Below are 15,205 nucleotides of genomic sequence, written 5' to 3'. Positions count from 1 at the left end.
CCATGACTTTCGACAAAACCTCGATCCGCTGCAGATCGCGCTCGCTCATCGTAATCAATCCCATCTGCAATCTCCCAGACGTCAATCAGACCCGGGGAGTGTGACATTCCAACTTTGCAGAAACAGGACACTTTAACTTTGCGGCTACATACGATGATCGCATAAGATAGATTATGGAACTTTTTCTGGTTTAAATGTCTTTCGTTCTCAGTCCAAATGACCCTTTAGGCAACCTTCAGAACTCGTTTTGAACCTTATCTGGTTGCCGCGTTATCACGCTGAGTCGAAGCGTAACGCATCCTTTCGCTCTAAACAAAACACCACTCAATTTCCGCCTCACATTATTTCCTCAAGCGATACTGATGGAGGTCGCTCTTGCTGCGAGTATGCCTTGTCAGTCGATAAGCAGGCTATGATCTTCAACCACATCTACATTGTACGGTTGATCAGTATTGAGCTTGCTGACGTCAATCGGCGCGGCGCACGTCGCCGGTTCCTTCAACAGCGAAAATGGCAACAGCAAAACCCATATCTATGACCCAGAACGCCAAGGCGGTCCGCTATTAGAAGAGCCGGTAAGGCGGCGTGACTACGCAACCATCGCTGAGAAGACGGCGTCACCCTCGCCCGTTTCTCGACCTTACACCGCGTGGCGTCAGACCCAACCCTTTACGGTGATATGCACGGCTGCAAACCCTAAGGCGTTTTCCAGGTCTTCAACAGCATTTCCACGAATTTCTCCGCGGCGGGAGATAAGGCACTGCTTCTTCTTTGCACGATACCGATGGTTCGGGAGACCACGGGATTAACGATCGGCCGCGTGACGAGGAAAGGATGGTCATCCTGTGGGGTAGCCAGTCGCGGCAAGACGGAAATCCCCAACCCAGCCTCCACCAGGCCAAGCGACGTATTGAGATGGGTCACCTCGTAGAACCAGTTCAGCTTTAGATTGTGCCGCGCGAGTGCGCCATCCAGAAGCGTTCTATTGCCGCTGGAGCGATCGACGACAACCAGCGGGTAAGGCTCCAGTTGATTCCATTGGATCGTTTCGAAATCCGCCAGAGGGTGGTCTTTCCGCATCGCCAGCACAAATGGGTCATCGATAAGAGGTTCGAATGCCAGGTCTGGATCAGAATTACCCATGAGGTTTATCCCGAACTCCACCTCTCCCCGCGCAACCGCCTGCAGCCCTTCGTTTGCCGTAAGGTCTCTGATACGCAGCCTAATATGCGGATATTGCTTGCTAAATGTTTTGATCACGGTGGGTAGAAAATAAAACGCTGCGGTTGGAACGCAGGCCATCGTGATGAGGCCGCGCCGATGTGCACCATCTTTCATCGCAAAAAGCGATCCGTCGAACTCTTCCAGCATGCGCCGGACAAGCGGCATTACCTCCTGACCCATCGCTGTCGGGGCAACGTGGCGTGTGGTCCTTTCGAGGAGTGGCGCGCCAATGGCCTGTTCCAGTTTCTGGATGCGCCGGGTAAGCGCTGGTTGCGAAATATGCAACGCGTCGGCAGCCCTATGAAAACTTTCAAGCTCAACTACTGCTTGAAATGCTCTTAGATCCAGAATTTCGCAATTGATGCTCATATCGCAATAATACCTCCGAACATTGCATTTAACAGATTAGATTCTTTTGCTCATATTGCAACAACAAGGCGGATTGATCCACCAAATGCAAGATTGAGGCGATAAATGAACGACCTGCTTAAGATACCCTGTGTGCTGATGCGCGGCGGAACATCTCGTGGACCGTTCTTCCTGGCGTCTGACCTTCCGCGTAATCGAGCGGAACGGGATGCGGCACTTTTGTCCATCATGGGTTCCGGTCATCCGCTGCAGATAGACGGGATAGGAGGCGGCAATCCGGTCACCTCGAAAGTGGCGATCATAGGTCCTTCCACCGTCGAAGGCGCAGACATCGACTATCTCTTCGCMCAGGTTCGTACCGACAGGCAGTATGTCGACTATTCRCCCAATTGCGGAAATATGCTGGCCGCKGTCGGTCCCTTTGCGATCGAAGCTGGACTTGTCGAGGCTCGGGGAAGCGATACCGTGGTTCGCATCCACAACGTGAACACCGGAAAATTGATCGAGGCAAAGGTGCCGACGCGTGGTCGCGAAGTAATTTATCTCGGAGACGCATCCATCGACGGCGTTCCGGGTCTGGCTGCACCGATCGCCCTGACGTTCGTGGATGCGGCGGGTGCGAAAACCGGAAAACTGTTGCCCACCGGAAACCCTGTCGACACGGTTGAGGGAATAGRTGTGACGGCGATAGACTGCGCAATYCCGATGGTYCTCATGCGTGCGGGAGACCTCGGCGTCACGGGATATGAAGATCCGCAGACCCTGACTTCCAATAGCGATCTCATCGAACGATTGACCCGCATACGCATTCAGGCAGGCAAATTGATGGGGATGGGGGATGTAACGGATATGGTCATACCAAAACCCGTGATCGTAGCGCCGGCCCGCAAGGGAGGCACTCTGTCTGTCCGGTACTTCATGCCCAATGAGTGCCACCCTGCCCTGGCAACGACCGGCGCCGTTGGCATAGCAACCGCAGCGATCACGGAAGGCTCCGTGGCATTTGAACAAGCGGGAAATCGRTCTGTTCCGACCCAGATCTGCATCGAGCATCCCGCCGGTCGGCTGGACGTGCAACTTGAGATGCGAAACGGAGCAATAACAGCCGGGCTTGTGAGAACGGCCCGCAGACTTTTCGAAGGCTTTGCCTTCGCCAAGCCAAACGCTGCGATTGAAGACGCAGCCTAGACAAAGCCATACTGGCTCAAAACATAGCAAAACTGGGAGGAGACCCTCATGCGTAAATACTTGCTTGCAACAGCGGCGCTCTGTGCGCTGGCAGCATCGGCAAATGCAGAATCCGTCAGAATGAGTGTTGGTTCGTACAACCTCAACAACCTGCCTTTTCCGGTGGCGGCCAGCCTCGGCTTCTACAAGGACGAGGGCCTTGAGGTGACGACCGAGAACTTTGCCCAAGGCGGTTCGAAAGTCCTGCAGGCGCTCGTCGCAGGGTCCACGGATGTAGCCGTCGGTTTCTACGATCACACGATCCAGATGCAGTCCCAGAACAAGCACGTGGTTGGCTTCGTTCAGCTTGCCCGCAATTCCGGGCTGGTTCTCGCAGGAAAGAACGATACAGACTTCGATCCGGCAAAACCTGAAACCATCAAGGGCAAAAAGGTCGGGATCACCTCGCCCGGGTCTTCGTCCGATTTCTTCATTCGTTATTACATGAAGCAGCACAATCTGAGCGACAACGACATCGCCATCATCGGCGTTGGCTCCGGCGCTGCTGCTGTAGCCGCTCTGCAGCAGGGCAAGATTGACCTGTTGGTCAATTACGATCCGGCTGCGACGATCGTGGTTGAGCGTGGTCTTGGCAAGATYTTGATCGATGCCCGYAGCGATCAGGGCGCCAAGGATGTCTATGGCGGGATATACCCCACSTCCGTSTTGTATGCGACGCAGGAATACATCGATGCACATCCCGAGGTGATCCAGAAGGTTACCAATGCCACGGTAAAGGCGCTGCATTGGATGAAGGAGCATTCGGCCGAGGAAATCGTTGCAAAGCTGCCCGATGATTTCGTGTCCGGCGACAAGCAGACCTACATCAAGGCCGTCGAGGCCGCCAAGGCGATCTTCTCCGAAGATGGAACCTTCAACCAGGCCGATCTGGAAACCCCGTTGGCGGTTTTGAAAAGCTTCAACGACGCAGTCGCGAAGGCCACGATCGATCTCAACACGACCTACACCAACAAGTTCGTCGAGGCTGCGGCTTCGAAGGGCGTAAACTGAGGGTCTTCAATGTCTTTGCCAATTAGAAAGTTAGAACCCGTGGCGAAACTCAATCTTCAGCCAATGGTGGCAATCGAGAACGTAACAATGGCCTTTGGCGCGTTCGTTGCGGTCCAGGATGTGAACCTGAAAGTTGGAGATGGTGAGTTTCTCTCGATTGTCGGCCCAACCGGATGCGGCAAGTCCACCATTCTCAATGCCATCGCGGGTTTGCTGAAACCGGCGCAGGGAAAGGTCTCCATCGATGGTTCGGCCGTGCAGGGCGTGCAGAACAACATTGGATATCTCTTCCAGCAGGATGCGCTGCTTCCCTGGAAAACGGCCTATCAGAATGTCGAGCTTGGCCTGCTGTTCCGCGGCGTATCCGAACATGAGCGCCGTACCAAAGTTCTGGCCTGGCTGGAAAAAGTTGGCCTGAAGGGGTTTGAAGAGCGCTTTCCGCATCAACTTTCAGGCGGACAGCGCAARCGTGTCCAGATGGCGCAGGCGCTTATMACCGAGCCGAAGGTCATCCTGATGGACGAGCCCTTCTCCGCACTCGACATTCACACGCGCCACCTCATGCAGAATGAACTCCTGAGATTGTGGCAAGAGGATCGCCGTGCAGTGGTCATGATCACGCACGATCTCGAAGAGGCGATTGCACTCGGGGACCGGGTTGTCGTCCTTGCCGCCGGCCCCAAGAGCCGGGTTATCGAGAGCTTCCCGGTTGATCTGGAACGGCCCCGCAACGTGGCCGAAATCAAGCTCGATCCGAAATTCATGACCCTATATCGCGATATATGGGCGTCTTTGCGCGGCGAAGTGGAGAAAAGCTATGCAAGCCGCTAATGTTCGCATCATCCAGATCGTGCTTCTGGTCGTGCTCCTGGGTGGGTGGCAACTCGGGGTAAGCTCCGGGGCGATCGACCGCTTCTTCTTCCCGGCACCCATCGACATCGTCAAGCAGGTCATCACCTGGGTTGCCGATGCCGGCTTTTACAAACATGTCGGTATCACCTTGAGTGAAACGGTTCTCGGTTACCTCATCGGTACAGGTCTCGGCGTCGGCGCCGGTGTCTGGCTGGGACTCAGTCCCTTTGTGGCCCGTGTGTTGGATCCGTTCATCAAGGCAGTGAACGCCATCCCGCGTGTGGTCCTCGCGCCAATTTTCGTCCTTTGGCTGGGGCTTGGCCTCTGGTCAAAGGTCGCTCTTGCGGTCACYCTCGTCTTCTTCGTGACGTTCTTCAACGCCATGCAAGGTGTKCGCGAAGTAAACCCCGTCGTGCTTTCCAACACGCGCATTCTCGGTGCAAAGCGCTCTGATCTCTTGCGTCATGTTTATTTTCCGGCGGCAGCCAGCTGGATTCTGTCGTCGCTGCGCACGTCCGTCGGATTTGCGGTGGTTGGCGCGATCATCGGCGAATATCTCGGGTCTTCCGCAGGCCTCGGTTACCTGATCGCCCGTTCGGAAGGTAACTTCGACGCGGTCGGCGTTTTCGCGGGTATCATCATTCTCGCCATTTTTGTTCTCGTCATCGATCTCATTCTCGATGTCGCCGAGAGAAAGCTGATCACCTGGAGGCCGAACGCGGGCGAAGAACGGCCTGCTTGAGGTTTCGACCCAGTCTCATATCAAGCGGGGCGGCCAGTTGGTCGCCCCGTTTTTGTTCTACTGACGTCATCASGCCGATCTCTCGGCTATCGGACGCCGGCAGACCTGCTCACGGACAATATGCAAAAAGATGGTGGATCCCCTACCCTGTAAAACAGGAATAATTCACTTTGTCGTTGGAACCAAATTCCCATTCAAACATTTTAGGGRACCGTTACCTTCAGGACCYTGCATGAAAGATAATGATCTCCTCCGGCAGGATGCTCAAGACGCTGGAGAGCGTCTAGTATCTGGCCACGCTTCTGAAGATCCGTTTGCGGCAGCCTTCAAGGCCACCCGCATGCCCATGATCATCACAAATCCACTCCTCAACGACAATCCAATCATCTTCTGCAATGCTGCTTTCAGCAGATTGACGGGCTATTCCGCCGAAGAGCTGGTTGGTCAAAATTGTCGTCTGCTCCAGGGTCCAGACACGGATCCTGGCTCAGTTACGAAGCTGCGTGAGGCAATCGCAGCCGAGCAGGATTTGGCGATCGACATCCTTAATTATCGCAARGACGGATCAGAGTTTTGGAATGCTCTCTTCGTAAGTCCTGTTCGCGATGCTKCCGGAACCGTCATCTATTTTTTCGCCTCGCAACTCGACTTCACCGATATCAAGAGCAAGGAAGCCGAACTCGCTCGCGCCCGCCACATCGCGGAGGGAGAGGTGGCGCTGCGAACGGCGGATTTGACWGAGGCATTGCGGGCAAAAACAACCCTCGTCCACGAAGTTGATCATCGCGTAAAAAACAACCTCCTGACAATCGCCTCRATCGTGAAGCTTCAGGCGCGGATGACTGATAACGATGTTGTGGAGCGGACATTGATGTCTGTGCTGAACAGGGTCGAAGCACTCAGCACCGTTCAGCGCAAGCTTCTGAACGATGAAGATGTAGGGCATTTCGATGTCGCGGATTTTGCCAATACATTGATGCTCGACAAGATCGGCGCCTTGAAGCGAACCGACATCATCCTCACCACCGATCTTCACGAGGTTGTGGTTCCGGCGACCAAGGCCTCWCCCCTTGCSTTGATCATCAACGAACTCATCGGCGAYGCCATTCGCAGAGGATTGAAGGACCGTGGCGGGCAAYTGCACCTGGAGGTCAAGCGCCTMAACGGCCACTTCCTTGTSAGGGTTGCCGATACCGTCACGCCGGGCGAAGTGGACAAGGAAGAAGCAGCCTTTAGCAAAAAGATGCTGGAAGCGTGCGTAAAACAATTGCGTGCTACGATAGTTCGGACGGTTGAAGGTTGCCTCTCGGATGTTCGTGTCACGCTTTCTGTAAAAGACTGAAAGGATCTCCTGTGAAAATCTTGATCGTAGAGGACGAAGCTCTGCTGGCGATGGAACTTGAAAGCGAAGTGGAAGATGCCGGACACGAGATTGTGGGGATCGCTGCCGACAGCAAGGAAGCTATCGAGCTTGCCAATAAGGCACTGCCGCAATTCGCATTTGTAGACATTCAATTGCTGGATGGTCCAACGGGCATAGAAGTCGGCCGATATCTTTCCTCGAGCTCCATCCCCTATGTTTTTGTTTCGGGTAACCTGAAGAGAATACCTGAGGACTTTGCGGGCGCACTTGGAGCGATCGAGAAACCCTACACGATGAACGGTTTGCAAAATGCCTTGCAGTTCATTGAAGGCATCGTTATTGGCGCAGAGCGCTCCGCTACCCCTCCTCCCAGCCTTGTTGTTTCGCCCAAACTGCTTGCCGCCTTGTCGGCTTGACCAACGCCGCCCCTGTGCGGATAAGGATTGACCTTGAATTCACCGTCGGAACGCATTGACGCAGTTCGAAACTCTGGGCTGCTTGATGTCCAGAGCCCACCCGAATTCCAGGATATTATCGAGGTCGTCAAAACCGGCCTGAAATGCCCAGTGGCTTTGATCTCCATTCTGGACGAGCACCGGCAGGTTTTCATCGCTCATGTCGGGTTGCCACCCAAATGGGCTGAAGCAGCGGAAACGCCACTCACGCATTCATTCTGTCAGCATGTGGTTCGTGACAGACAGCCTTTGATCATCGGGGATGCGACGGTTCATGATCTCGTTAGAAATAATCTGGCCATAACCGATCTGGGTGTGATCTCCTACATGGGAGTGCCTGTAACCCTCCCTGATGGCATGGTGATCGGCGCGCTCGCAGCAATCGATGGAGAACCACGCACATGGACGGAAAGCGAGCTGCAGTTACTGAACCAGATCGGAAGGGTCGCCTCGAACCAGATTGCGACCTTCCTTTCCGAGCGACGCTGGGGTGCGCTTTTCCAGCAATTGGAGGAAGGCATCGTCGTAGGCTCGGTGATCCGTGACGTCGACGGAACGATTGTCGATTGGCGGTACGAGACGGTCAATCCYGCATGGAGCACTCTTCTTGGATTGCCAGGCGATAATGTGCCTGGTCGAACCATGCGCGAACTCTTTCCAGAATTCGAGAATGAGTGGGTTTCCGATGTGGTGGAGGCCGTCGAGACGCAACAAAGCAAGCGTTTCACCCGCAAGATCGGATCGATGGACCGGTGGTTTGACGGCTATGTTCAAGCCACTGGTGAAGACGCGTTCGTCATCATGTTCGTTGAAGTCACTGACCGCATGCAAGCCCAGGAGGCTTTACGCGACAGCGAAACGAAGCTTCGCCTGATCGTCGAAGGCGCCAAAGACTATATCATCATGACGATCAATGAAGACCAGCGCATTACAAGCTGGTTCGGTGGAGCGCAGGAGACATTTGGCTGGTCGGAAGCCGAGATGCTCGGACGGCCGTTTGAGTCGATTTTTACTGAGGAGGACCGGGCAGCCGGCGTTCCTGCGGCTGAAGTGAGCAGAGCCACGTCCGAAGGGGTTGCACCCGACCGCCGGTGGCACCTCGCTGCTGATGGCTCCAGCATCTTTCTGGACGGCACGATCCGGCCGATGTCCAACCATTCGTCGCCCAAGGTCCCGGGATATATCAAGGTCGCACGCAACGCCACCGCTCAAAAACTGTCGGAGGACAGGCAGCTTGCATTCCTGGAACTCGGCGAAAAGATCCGCGAGCTGGATACTGTTGCGGAAGTGGCATTTGCCGCCGCCGAGATTTTGGCACGGAGTCTGAGAGGCGCGACGCGGGCAGGCTACGGCATCGTTGACCCTATCGCCGAGACGGTGCAGATGCTTCCCGACTGGTGTGCGGAGGGAATGTTCACCGTCGCGGGGCTCCATCATTTCAGGAATTACGGATCCTACATCCAGGATTTGAAGCGCGGCGAGACGGTCATCATACCCGATGTGGCGACAGATCCGAGAACCTCCGCTTCAGCCGAGCTTCTACACTCATTAGGCATCTCCGTCCTCGTGAATGTGCCAATCATCGAAAGAGGTGCATTCGCGGGGGTCATGTTCGTACACTACGACAAGCCGCATGAATTCTCKTCCGAGGAGCGTGATTTTGTGCGTGCGATAGCGGACCGGACGCGTGAGGCGATCTCCAGGATTCGGGCCGAGCAGGAACAGCAGGTTCTCAATCACGAGATCAGCCACCGGCTCAAAAACACGATGGCCATGGTTCAGGCGATTGCGACACAGACGCTTCGCCCTGTTACCGACAGAGCCCCTGTCGAAGCCTTCACGAGCAGATTGCGCGCGCTTTCCAATGCGCATGAGGTTCTCCTGAACCAGGACTGGTCGTCGGCGCGCATGGTGGCAGTGATCGATTCCGTGCTTCGCCAACTTTCTCTTCCCGAGCGATACCGCATATCGGGCACCGACATGGAAATCGGGCCCAGGACTGCACTGTCGCTGGCTCTCCTGATGCACGAGCTTGGCACAAATGCTTTGAAATATGGAGCCTGGTCTTCTGATGCCGGAACCGTCGTTATTTCATGGACGATAGAAGATGCAGGCGGCGAGAACGCGCTTGTTCTGGAATGGAAGGAGCAGGACGGCCCGCCGGTGACCGCTCCATCGGGTAAAGGTTTCGGATCGAAGCTCATCCAGCTTGGTCTGATGGGTACAGGCGGTGTCGAGGTAAATTTTGATCCTGACGGCCTGCGGGTAACGATGCAGGGACTGGTTTCCCATTTGAGACAGTCATGATGACCKTGACCTCGAATGCTGCCGATGTGGCAACMATACTCGTCGTCGAGGATGAGCCGCTGCTACGCCTTGCCGCCGTGGATCTGGTTGAAACCGCAGGATACACAGCGCTTGCTGCGGCAGATGCTACGGAGGCGGTCAATATCCTTGAGGCACGCGCAGACATACGAATTGTTTTCACTGATATCGATATGCCACGCGGCGTCGACGGCCTGCAACTGGCAGCCATTATTCGTGACAGGTGGCCCCCTATCAAAGTTATCCTGGTTTCCGGCCATCTCGAAGATCCCGGTCATATGATCGCGGCAGATACGGCTTTCTTTACGAAACCCTACTGCGAAGAGCAGATCGTGGAGACGATAAGACAGATGCTGCGGTAGCCGAGAATTTTTGCGGCTACCGGGATTCACCGCTCCGCTTGAAATTTGGAGATGGTGACAGAGTCGGATAAGGCTTGGCAGTCGATCTGCCGACTGATTGCCGCTGGTCCCTGAGGTTGGAATTGACGGATAAATTACCTGCTGAACTTGATGGTTTGCATCGCAATACCTTTGAATATTTCTGGTCCGGGAGCCACCCGGAGAGTGGCCTACCGCGGGATCGKATGCGATCCGATGGTCTTTCGATCCATGAAATCGCGTCGGTCTCCGGGATCGGGTTTGGTTTTCTTTCGCTCATCGTTGGTGTCCGCCGTTCTTGGATAACCGAACAGGAAGCCATCGCCCGGGCGAGCCGGATGTTGAGATCGCTGGCAAGTGTGAAGCGTTTTCATGGCGCCTTCCCTCACTTCATCGATGCGTCCAGCGGAAGAACGATACCCTTCGCGAAATTCGACGACGGCGGAGATCTCGTTGAAACCGCTCTTCTGGTTCAGGCGCTGATCTGCGTCAGACAGTTTTTTGGCGCGCAGACATCCTCCGAAATCGATTTACGCCGGTCCATAAATGAAATCGTCGAGACGGTGGARTGGGGCTGGTTTACCAGGGGAAAGCCCGGGCCGCTGTTCTGGCATTGGAGCCGTCGGTATGCCTGGGCGAAAAACTTGCCGATTGTGGGCTGGAACGAGGCCCTCGTCTGTTATGTGCTCGCGGCAGGATCCACGACGCATGCAATCAGCGCCGAGTCTTATCATTCCGGATGGGCAAGCGATGGCGAAATCCGGAACGGATCGATGTATCTCGGTGTTCGGCTGCCGCTTGGCCAGCCGTATGGAGGACCGCTTTTCCTGTCSCACTATTCCTTCTGCACACTCGATCCGCGCGGTCTCGGCGATGTTTATTGTCATGACTATCTGGAGCAGGTTCACGCGCATTGCATGATCAATTACCGCTACTGCCGCACGCGCTACCCAAGTGAGGCCGGGTGGGGTCTGTCTGCGTGTGATGGGCCAAAGGGCTATGTCGTAAACTCTCCGACCGACGATGACGGTATCATTGCGACAACGGCAGCCCTCTCTAGCATGCCCTTCTTTTCTCATCGCTCACGCGAGGCGGCTTTGCGTTTTCTGCGATGGAACAATGGTGCACTCATCGGCCGCTTTGGCCTCATGGATTCATTCCAGCCCTCAACCGGCTGGGTGTCCGGAACGCATCTTGCGATCAATCAAGGGCCTGTTGTTGCGATGATGGAAAACTATCGCAGCGGCCTGATCTGGGATTTATTCATGAACGCGCCGGAGGTGAAAAACGGCTTGGCCAAACTGGGCTTCCATCAGGACAAGTCGTTCGAAAAGTCGAGCCTGCAGGAAGGACGGACCGACCCCTGAGAACCGGTGTTTGAGTAGCGCAAATGCATCCTTGAAGACAACGCCGGAAGGCCTTGGCAATTCCTTGGCAAGGCCTTCGGCGCGCAGGATATGCTGGGGTAAAGTCGTGGTCATCGTCTCAAAACTGCGGGAGTTTTGATGTTCGATAAACGGTGTGCTGTCATTCGGCTGGTTTCGAAGACGCGCTTTCGATGTAGGCGATAAGATTATCCAGTTCTTCCGGTTTGCTGATGCCCGCCAAGGCCATCTTGTTTCCGGGGATTTTCTTCTTGGGAGCGCTGAGAAAGTCTCGCAGTTCCTCCGGTGTCCACACCAGCCCTTCCCCGCCTGCTTTTTTCATCGCATTCGAGTAATTATAGTCCGGATCGCCGCCCGCAGTGCGACCGATGATCCCGTTAAGCTGCGGGCCGACCTTGTTTTTCGCGCCCTCGCCGATGGCGTGACAGGCGGAACAGCGCTTGAAGGCCGCCTCCCCCTTGGCAACATCGCCCTCTGAAAAAGCGGGAATGGCGCTTGCTGCCAGCATCGCCGCCGTGATGATCATTCTCTTTCGCATCGTGTCATCCTTGTTCTGCCGTATGAACGCGCCCGCCTGCGAATGCAGGCGGGCGGCTTGTTCTCAATTCAGGTCGTGCCCCAGGCGGGCGTACCCTTCTTGTAGGGAACGCAGGTCTCAAAGCCGCCGGGGATTTCGTCGTAAACGAGAACCTCGGTGGCGCCGATCTTCGAGGTGAAGAAACCGAGCAGCGTCAGCTGCTTGACGAGTGTGAAGGGATGCGGTGCGGTCGGTGTCTGTTCCGCCCGGGCCTGTTTGTCCAGCGCAGAAATCAGCGTCTGCCGCTCCTGCGCCGTCAGCTCCAGAAACGCCTTCTTGTATTCCGTCCGGCTGCGGTTTTCGATGTCAGCCATCGCGGAGAGGAAGAGTTTCCGCTGTTCGCCCGTGTAGCAATCGGCCGCATAGACTGCCATGAATGCGCCAACGGCGGCGTCCTTCGCACCCGGGGTGGATGTGCGAGGGATGATCGTTTCAGCCACCTCGTCCAGAAGCCGGATCTCCTCCGGGCTGAACACGTGGACGTCGCCGGCGGGCTTGGCGGCGTTTTCCGCCGCAGTGACCACGTCAGCGCCGATCARCGGAAGACCGGAGGCAATGGCTATCAGTTTCAGCAGTTCACGTCTGTTCATCACAGATTCCCCTTCTTGCGTTCGGAAACGGCAAATTCSGCGGCACGCGCCGTCAGCGCCATGTAGGTGAGCGACGGGTTGACGCAGGAGGCCGAAGTCATGCAGGCACCGTCAGTGACAAAGACGTTCGGCGCATCCCAGACCTGGTTGTTGCCATTGAGCACGGAAGTTTTGGGGTCGCGTCCCATGCGAGCCGTACCCATTTCATGGATGCCCATGCCCGGCGCATAGCTGCCCCTCGACGGTTTGACGTTCTTGATGCCGACCGCTTCGAACATCTCGACTGCGTCATTGACCATGTCTTCGCGCATATCGAGTTCGTTCTGCTTCATCTCGACATTCATCGACAGGACCGGCAGGCCCCATTTGTCCTTCTTGTCGTGGTCCAGCTTCACGCGGTTCTCGTGATAAGGCAGCATTTCACCGAAGGCAGTCATGCCGATAGTCCAGGCGCCCGGCTGGGTCAGCGCTTCCTTGTAGTCGGCTCCGATGTTGAGTTCGGCGATTTCCCGCTCCCAGCGCGAACGGCTGGCGGATCCCTGATAACCGAAACCRCGCAGATAGTTCCGCTTGTCGTCGCCGGTGTTRCGGAAACGGGGAATATAGAATCCCGCCGGGCGGCGGCCCTTGAAATAAAACTCTTCAAAACCTTCCACCTCGCCGGTGGCGCCCATGCGGAAATGGTGGTCCATCACATTGTGGCCGAGTTCGCCCGAGCTGCTGCCGAGCCCTCCCTCCCACACGTCGGTGGCCGAGTTCATCAGAACCCAGGTCGAGTTGAGCGTCGAAGCGTTGAGGAAGATCACATCGGCGGTGTATTCATAGGTCAGGTTCGTTTCGGCATCGATGATCTCGACACCGCGAGCTTTCTTCTTGTCCTTGTCGTAAAGGATTTCCTTGACGATGGAGAAAGGCCGGAGCGTAAGATTTCCGGTGGCGACTGCCGCCGGCAGGGTCGATGACTGCGTGCTGAAATAGCCGCCGAAAGGACAGCCCAACCGGCACTTGTTGCGGAACTGGCAGCGCGTGCGCTCCTGATCGGGAAGTTCCTGGGTGATGTTGGCGCAGCGCGAATTGATGAGGTGGCGTGTGCCTTTAAAGGCGGTTTTCAACCGGCGTGCCACATCCTCTTCAACGCAATTCAGCGGAATAGGCGGCAGGAATTCACCATCAGGAAGAATGTCCAGCCCCTCGCGGCTGCCGGAAATGCCGGCGAAACGCTCGACGTAATCATACCAGGGAGCAATGTCCTGATAACGGATCGGCCAGTCAACGGCGATCCCTTCTTTGGCATTGGCCTCGAAATCGGTCTGCGACCAGCGGTAGGTCTGGCGTCCCCACAGCAGCGAACGTCCGCCGACGTGATAACCACGGAACCAGTCGAAACGCTTTTCTTCGACATAGGGCGTTTCCTGCTCGTCGGCCCACATGCCGAGCGTGGCCTCTTCCAGCAGATAGTCGCGGCTGAGCACCGGATACTTCGCCTTCATCTCCTGCGTGGCGCGGTTGCGATGGGGATAGTCCCAGGCTTCCTTGTCGGCATTCTGATAGTCGGTAATGTGCTCGATGTTTCTGCCGCGCTCCAGCAGCAGAACCTTCAGGCCTTTTTCCGTGAGTTCCTTTGCAGCCCAGCCTCCACTTATGCCTGAACCGACAACAATCGCATCATAATGATTGTCCGCCATGATAACTCCTCCGATTGGTACTTGGGTAAAAAGTCGACGAGACAATGCGCTCCCCGTCGCAACGCGGCGGAAACTTCATCATGCGTCTGTCGAACCTTATGCGCCCCGGCGAAACCGGCCGCCGAGGTGCGGTTCTGGTTTTACTGCCAGTGTTTACTGAATGGTCGGCAGGCGCTCGCTCAGGAACGCGTTGCCCTTGGTCACGACCGCTTCGGCATCGAGCGGAAGGTCGTGTTCAAGAATGAACCATTGTGCGCCGGCATGTTTGGCCGCCGGCAGGATCGTCTTCCAGTCGAGAACGCCGGTGCCAATCGTTGCAAAGCCGCGCTCGTTTTCGGCCGTGCCGGCCGGTGCATTGTCCTTGGCGTGGATTGCAAAAACCCGACCGTTCAGAGTGCCGAGGAACTCAGCCGGATCATTGCCGCTGCGCGCCACCCAGGCGACGTCGAGTTCGCTCTGCAGTTTCGGGCCTGCGGCATCGAGCAGCAGTTCAAGCGCCGTCTTGCCGTCGAACTTGACCATTTCAAAATCATGGTTGTGATAGGCCATGGAGAGGCCAGCCGCGGAAAGCTTGTCGGCATATCCGCCAAGTTCCTTGCCGAAGGCTGTCCAGCCAGCGGCGTCCTTGGGGCGGTCTTCGGGCTTGAGGAACGGCACGGTCACGACCGGATTGCCGACAGCCTTCTGCTCGGTGATGACCTCGTCGAGATTGCCGCGAAGCTTGTCGATCGGCACATGCGAGGAAATGACCTTGATCTTGTGCTTTTCCAGAAGCGCGTTCAGCTCGCTGGCGCTGACCTTCTGCATATCCACCGTTTCCACGGCGGAAACGCCCGCGCGGTTGAGGATGGCAAGCTGCTCCTCAAGCGTTCCGGCGTTGCGCAGTGTGTACATCTGCGCGGCAATCGGCAGCGTCTTGCTGTCATCGGCAAAAACCGGATTTGCGAAACCGGCCGCCAGTCCGACGACGAATGCCATCTTTGCGAATTTTGACTTGAACGTTTTCAAACGCGTGACTCC

General features: G+C 56.2%; 14 protein-coding genes. 9 read left to right on the top strand and 5 right to left on the bottom strand.

Going from position 1 to position 15,205, the window contains the following annotated elements; genetic code table 11:
- Positions 1–696: 696 nt before the first annotated feature.
- On the bottom strand, positions 697–1,593 hold the full coding sequence (locus AB4Z23_RS13165) for a LysR family transcriptional regulator (RefSeq protein WP_421476326.1): 897 nt from the start codon (positions 1,591–1,593) through the stop codon (positions 697–699).
- Positions 1,594–1,698: 105 nt separating this feature from the next.
- Here AB4Z23_RS13165 and AB4Z23_RS13160 point away from each other — a divergent pair, with 105 nt between their 5' ends.
- From AB4Z23_RS13160 to AB4Z23_RS13120, 9 genes are all read left to right on the top strand, one after another.
- Positions 1,699–2,781 (top strand): 4-oxalomesaconate tautomerase, encoded by a 1,083-nt coding sequence (locus AB4Z23_RS13160; RefSeq protein WP_441360271.1) that lies wholly within the window; start codon positions 1,699–1,701, stop codon positions 2,779–2,781.
- Between the two features lie 48 nt (positions 2,782–2,829).
- Entirely contained in the window at positions 2,830–3,831 is a 1,002-nt protein-coding gene (locus tag AB4Z23_RS13155; RefSeq protein WP_003515219.1) for an ABC transporter substrate-binding protein, read from the top strand.
- 63 nt (positions 3,832–3,894) lie between these two features.
- Positions 3,895–4,662 carry an ABC transporter ATP-binding protein gene (locus tag AB4Z23_RS13150; RefSeq protein ID WP_034502326.1) on the top strand — a complete coding sequence of 256 codons (768 nt, stop codon included), beginning with the start codon at positions 3,895–3,897 and terminating at the stop codon, positions 4,660–4,662.
- Positions 4,649–5,425, top strand: coding sequence for an ABC transporter permease (locus AB4Z23_RS13145; protein WP_421476322.1), 777 nt, complete (start codon positions 4,649–4,651; stop codon positions 5,423–5,425). The genes AB4Z23_RS13150 and AB4Z23_RS13145 overlap by 14 nt, the downstream gene beginning before the upstream one ends.
- A gap of 232 nt (positions 5,426–5,657) precedes the next feature.
- Positions 5,658–6,767 (top strand): PAS domain-containing protein, encoded by a 1,110-nt coding sequence (locus AB4Z23_RS13140; RefSeq protein WP_441360270.1) that lies wholly within the window; start codon positions 5,658–5,660, stop codon positions 6,765–6,767.
- Between the two features lie 11 nt (positions 6,768–6,778).
- Positions 6,779–7,204 carry a response regulator gene (locus AB4Z23_RS13135; protein WP_003515224.1) on the top strand — a complete coding sequence of 142 codons (426 nt, stop codon included), beginning with the start codon at positions 6,779–6,781 and terminating at the stop codon, positions 7,202–7,204.
- Between the two features lie 33 nt (positions 7,205–7,237).
- Positions 7,238–9,550, top strand: a complete 2,313-nt coding sequence (locus AB4Z23_RS13130) for a GAF domain-containing protein (protein WP_441360269.1) — start codon at positions 7,238–7,240, stop codon at positions 9,548–9,550.
- Positions 9,547–9,930: a response regulator gene (locus AB4Z23_RS13125; RefSeq protein WP_441360268.1), complete on the top strand. Its 384-nt coding sequence runs from the start codon at positions 9,547–9,549 to the stop codon at positions 9,928–9,930. The genes AB4Z23_RS13130 and AB4Z23_RS13125 overlap by 4 nt, the downstream gene beginning before the upstream one ends.
- Before the next feature lie 224 nt (positions 9,931–10,154).
- On the top strand, positions 10,155–11,315 hold the full coding sequence (locus AB4Z23_RS13120) for a glucoamylase family protein (protein ID WP_421476492.1): 1,161 nt from the start codon (positions 10,155–10,157) through the stop codon (positions 11,313–11,315).
- Positions 11,316–11,475: 160 nt separating this feature from the next.
- Here the strand turns inward: AB4Z23_RS13120 and AB4Z23_RS13115 are convergent, their stop codons facing one another.
- From AB4Z23_RS13115 to AB4Z23_RS13100, 4 genes are all read right to left on the bottom strand, one after another.
- Positions 11,476–11,871 carry a c-type cytochrome gene (locus tag AB4Z23_RS13115; protein ID WP_003515228.1) on the bottom strand — a complete coding sequence of 132 codons (396 nt, stop codon included), beginning with the start codon at positions 11,869–11,871 and terminating at the stop codon, positions 11,476–11,478.
- Between the two features lie 68 nt (positions 11,872–11,939).
- Entirely contained in the window at positions 11,940–12,500 is a 561-nt protein-coding gene (locus AB4Z23_RS13110) for a gluconate 2-dehydrogenase subunit 3 family protein (RefSeq protein ID WP_038490967.1), read from the bottom strand.
- Positions 12,500–14,185: a GMC oxidoreductase gene (locus tag AB4Z23_RS13105; RefSeq protein WP_003515231.1), complete on the bottom strand. Its 1,686-nt coding sequence runs from the start codon at positions 14,183–14,185 to the stop codon at positions 12,500–12,502. Before AB4Z23_RS13105 ends, AB4Z23_RS13110 begins: the two co-directional genes overlap by 1 nt.
- Positions 14,186–14,338: 153 nt before the next feature.
- Positions 14,339–15,193, bottom strand: a complete 855-nt coding sequence (locus AB4Z23_RS13100) for a sugar phosphate isomerase/epimerase family protein (protein WP_025593424.1) — start codon at positions 15,191–15,193, stop codon at positions 14,339–14,341.
- Between the last annotated feature and the right edge of the window lie 12 nt (positions 15,194–15,205).

The organism is Agrobacterium sp. MCAB5 (assembly GCF_052114365.1).
In the GTDB taxonomy this organism is placed as follows: domain Bacteria; phylum Pseudomonadota; class Alphaproteobacteria; order Rhizobiales; family Rhizobiaceae; genus Agrobacterium; species Agrobacterium tumefaciens.
Note: the sequence above shows the minus strand (reverse complement) of the source record. Positions and strands in the feature narration are given on the sequence as shown.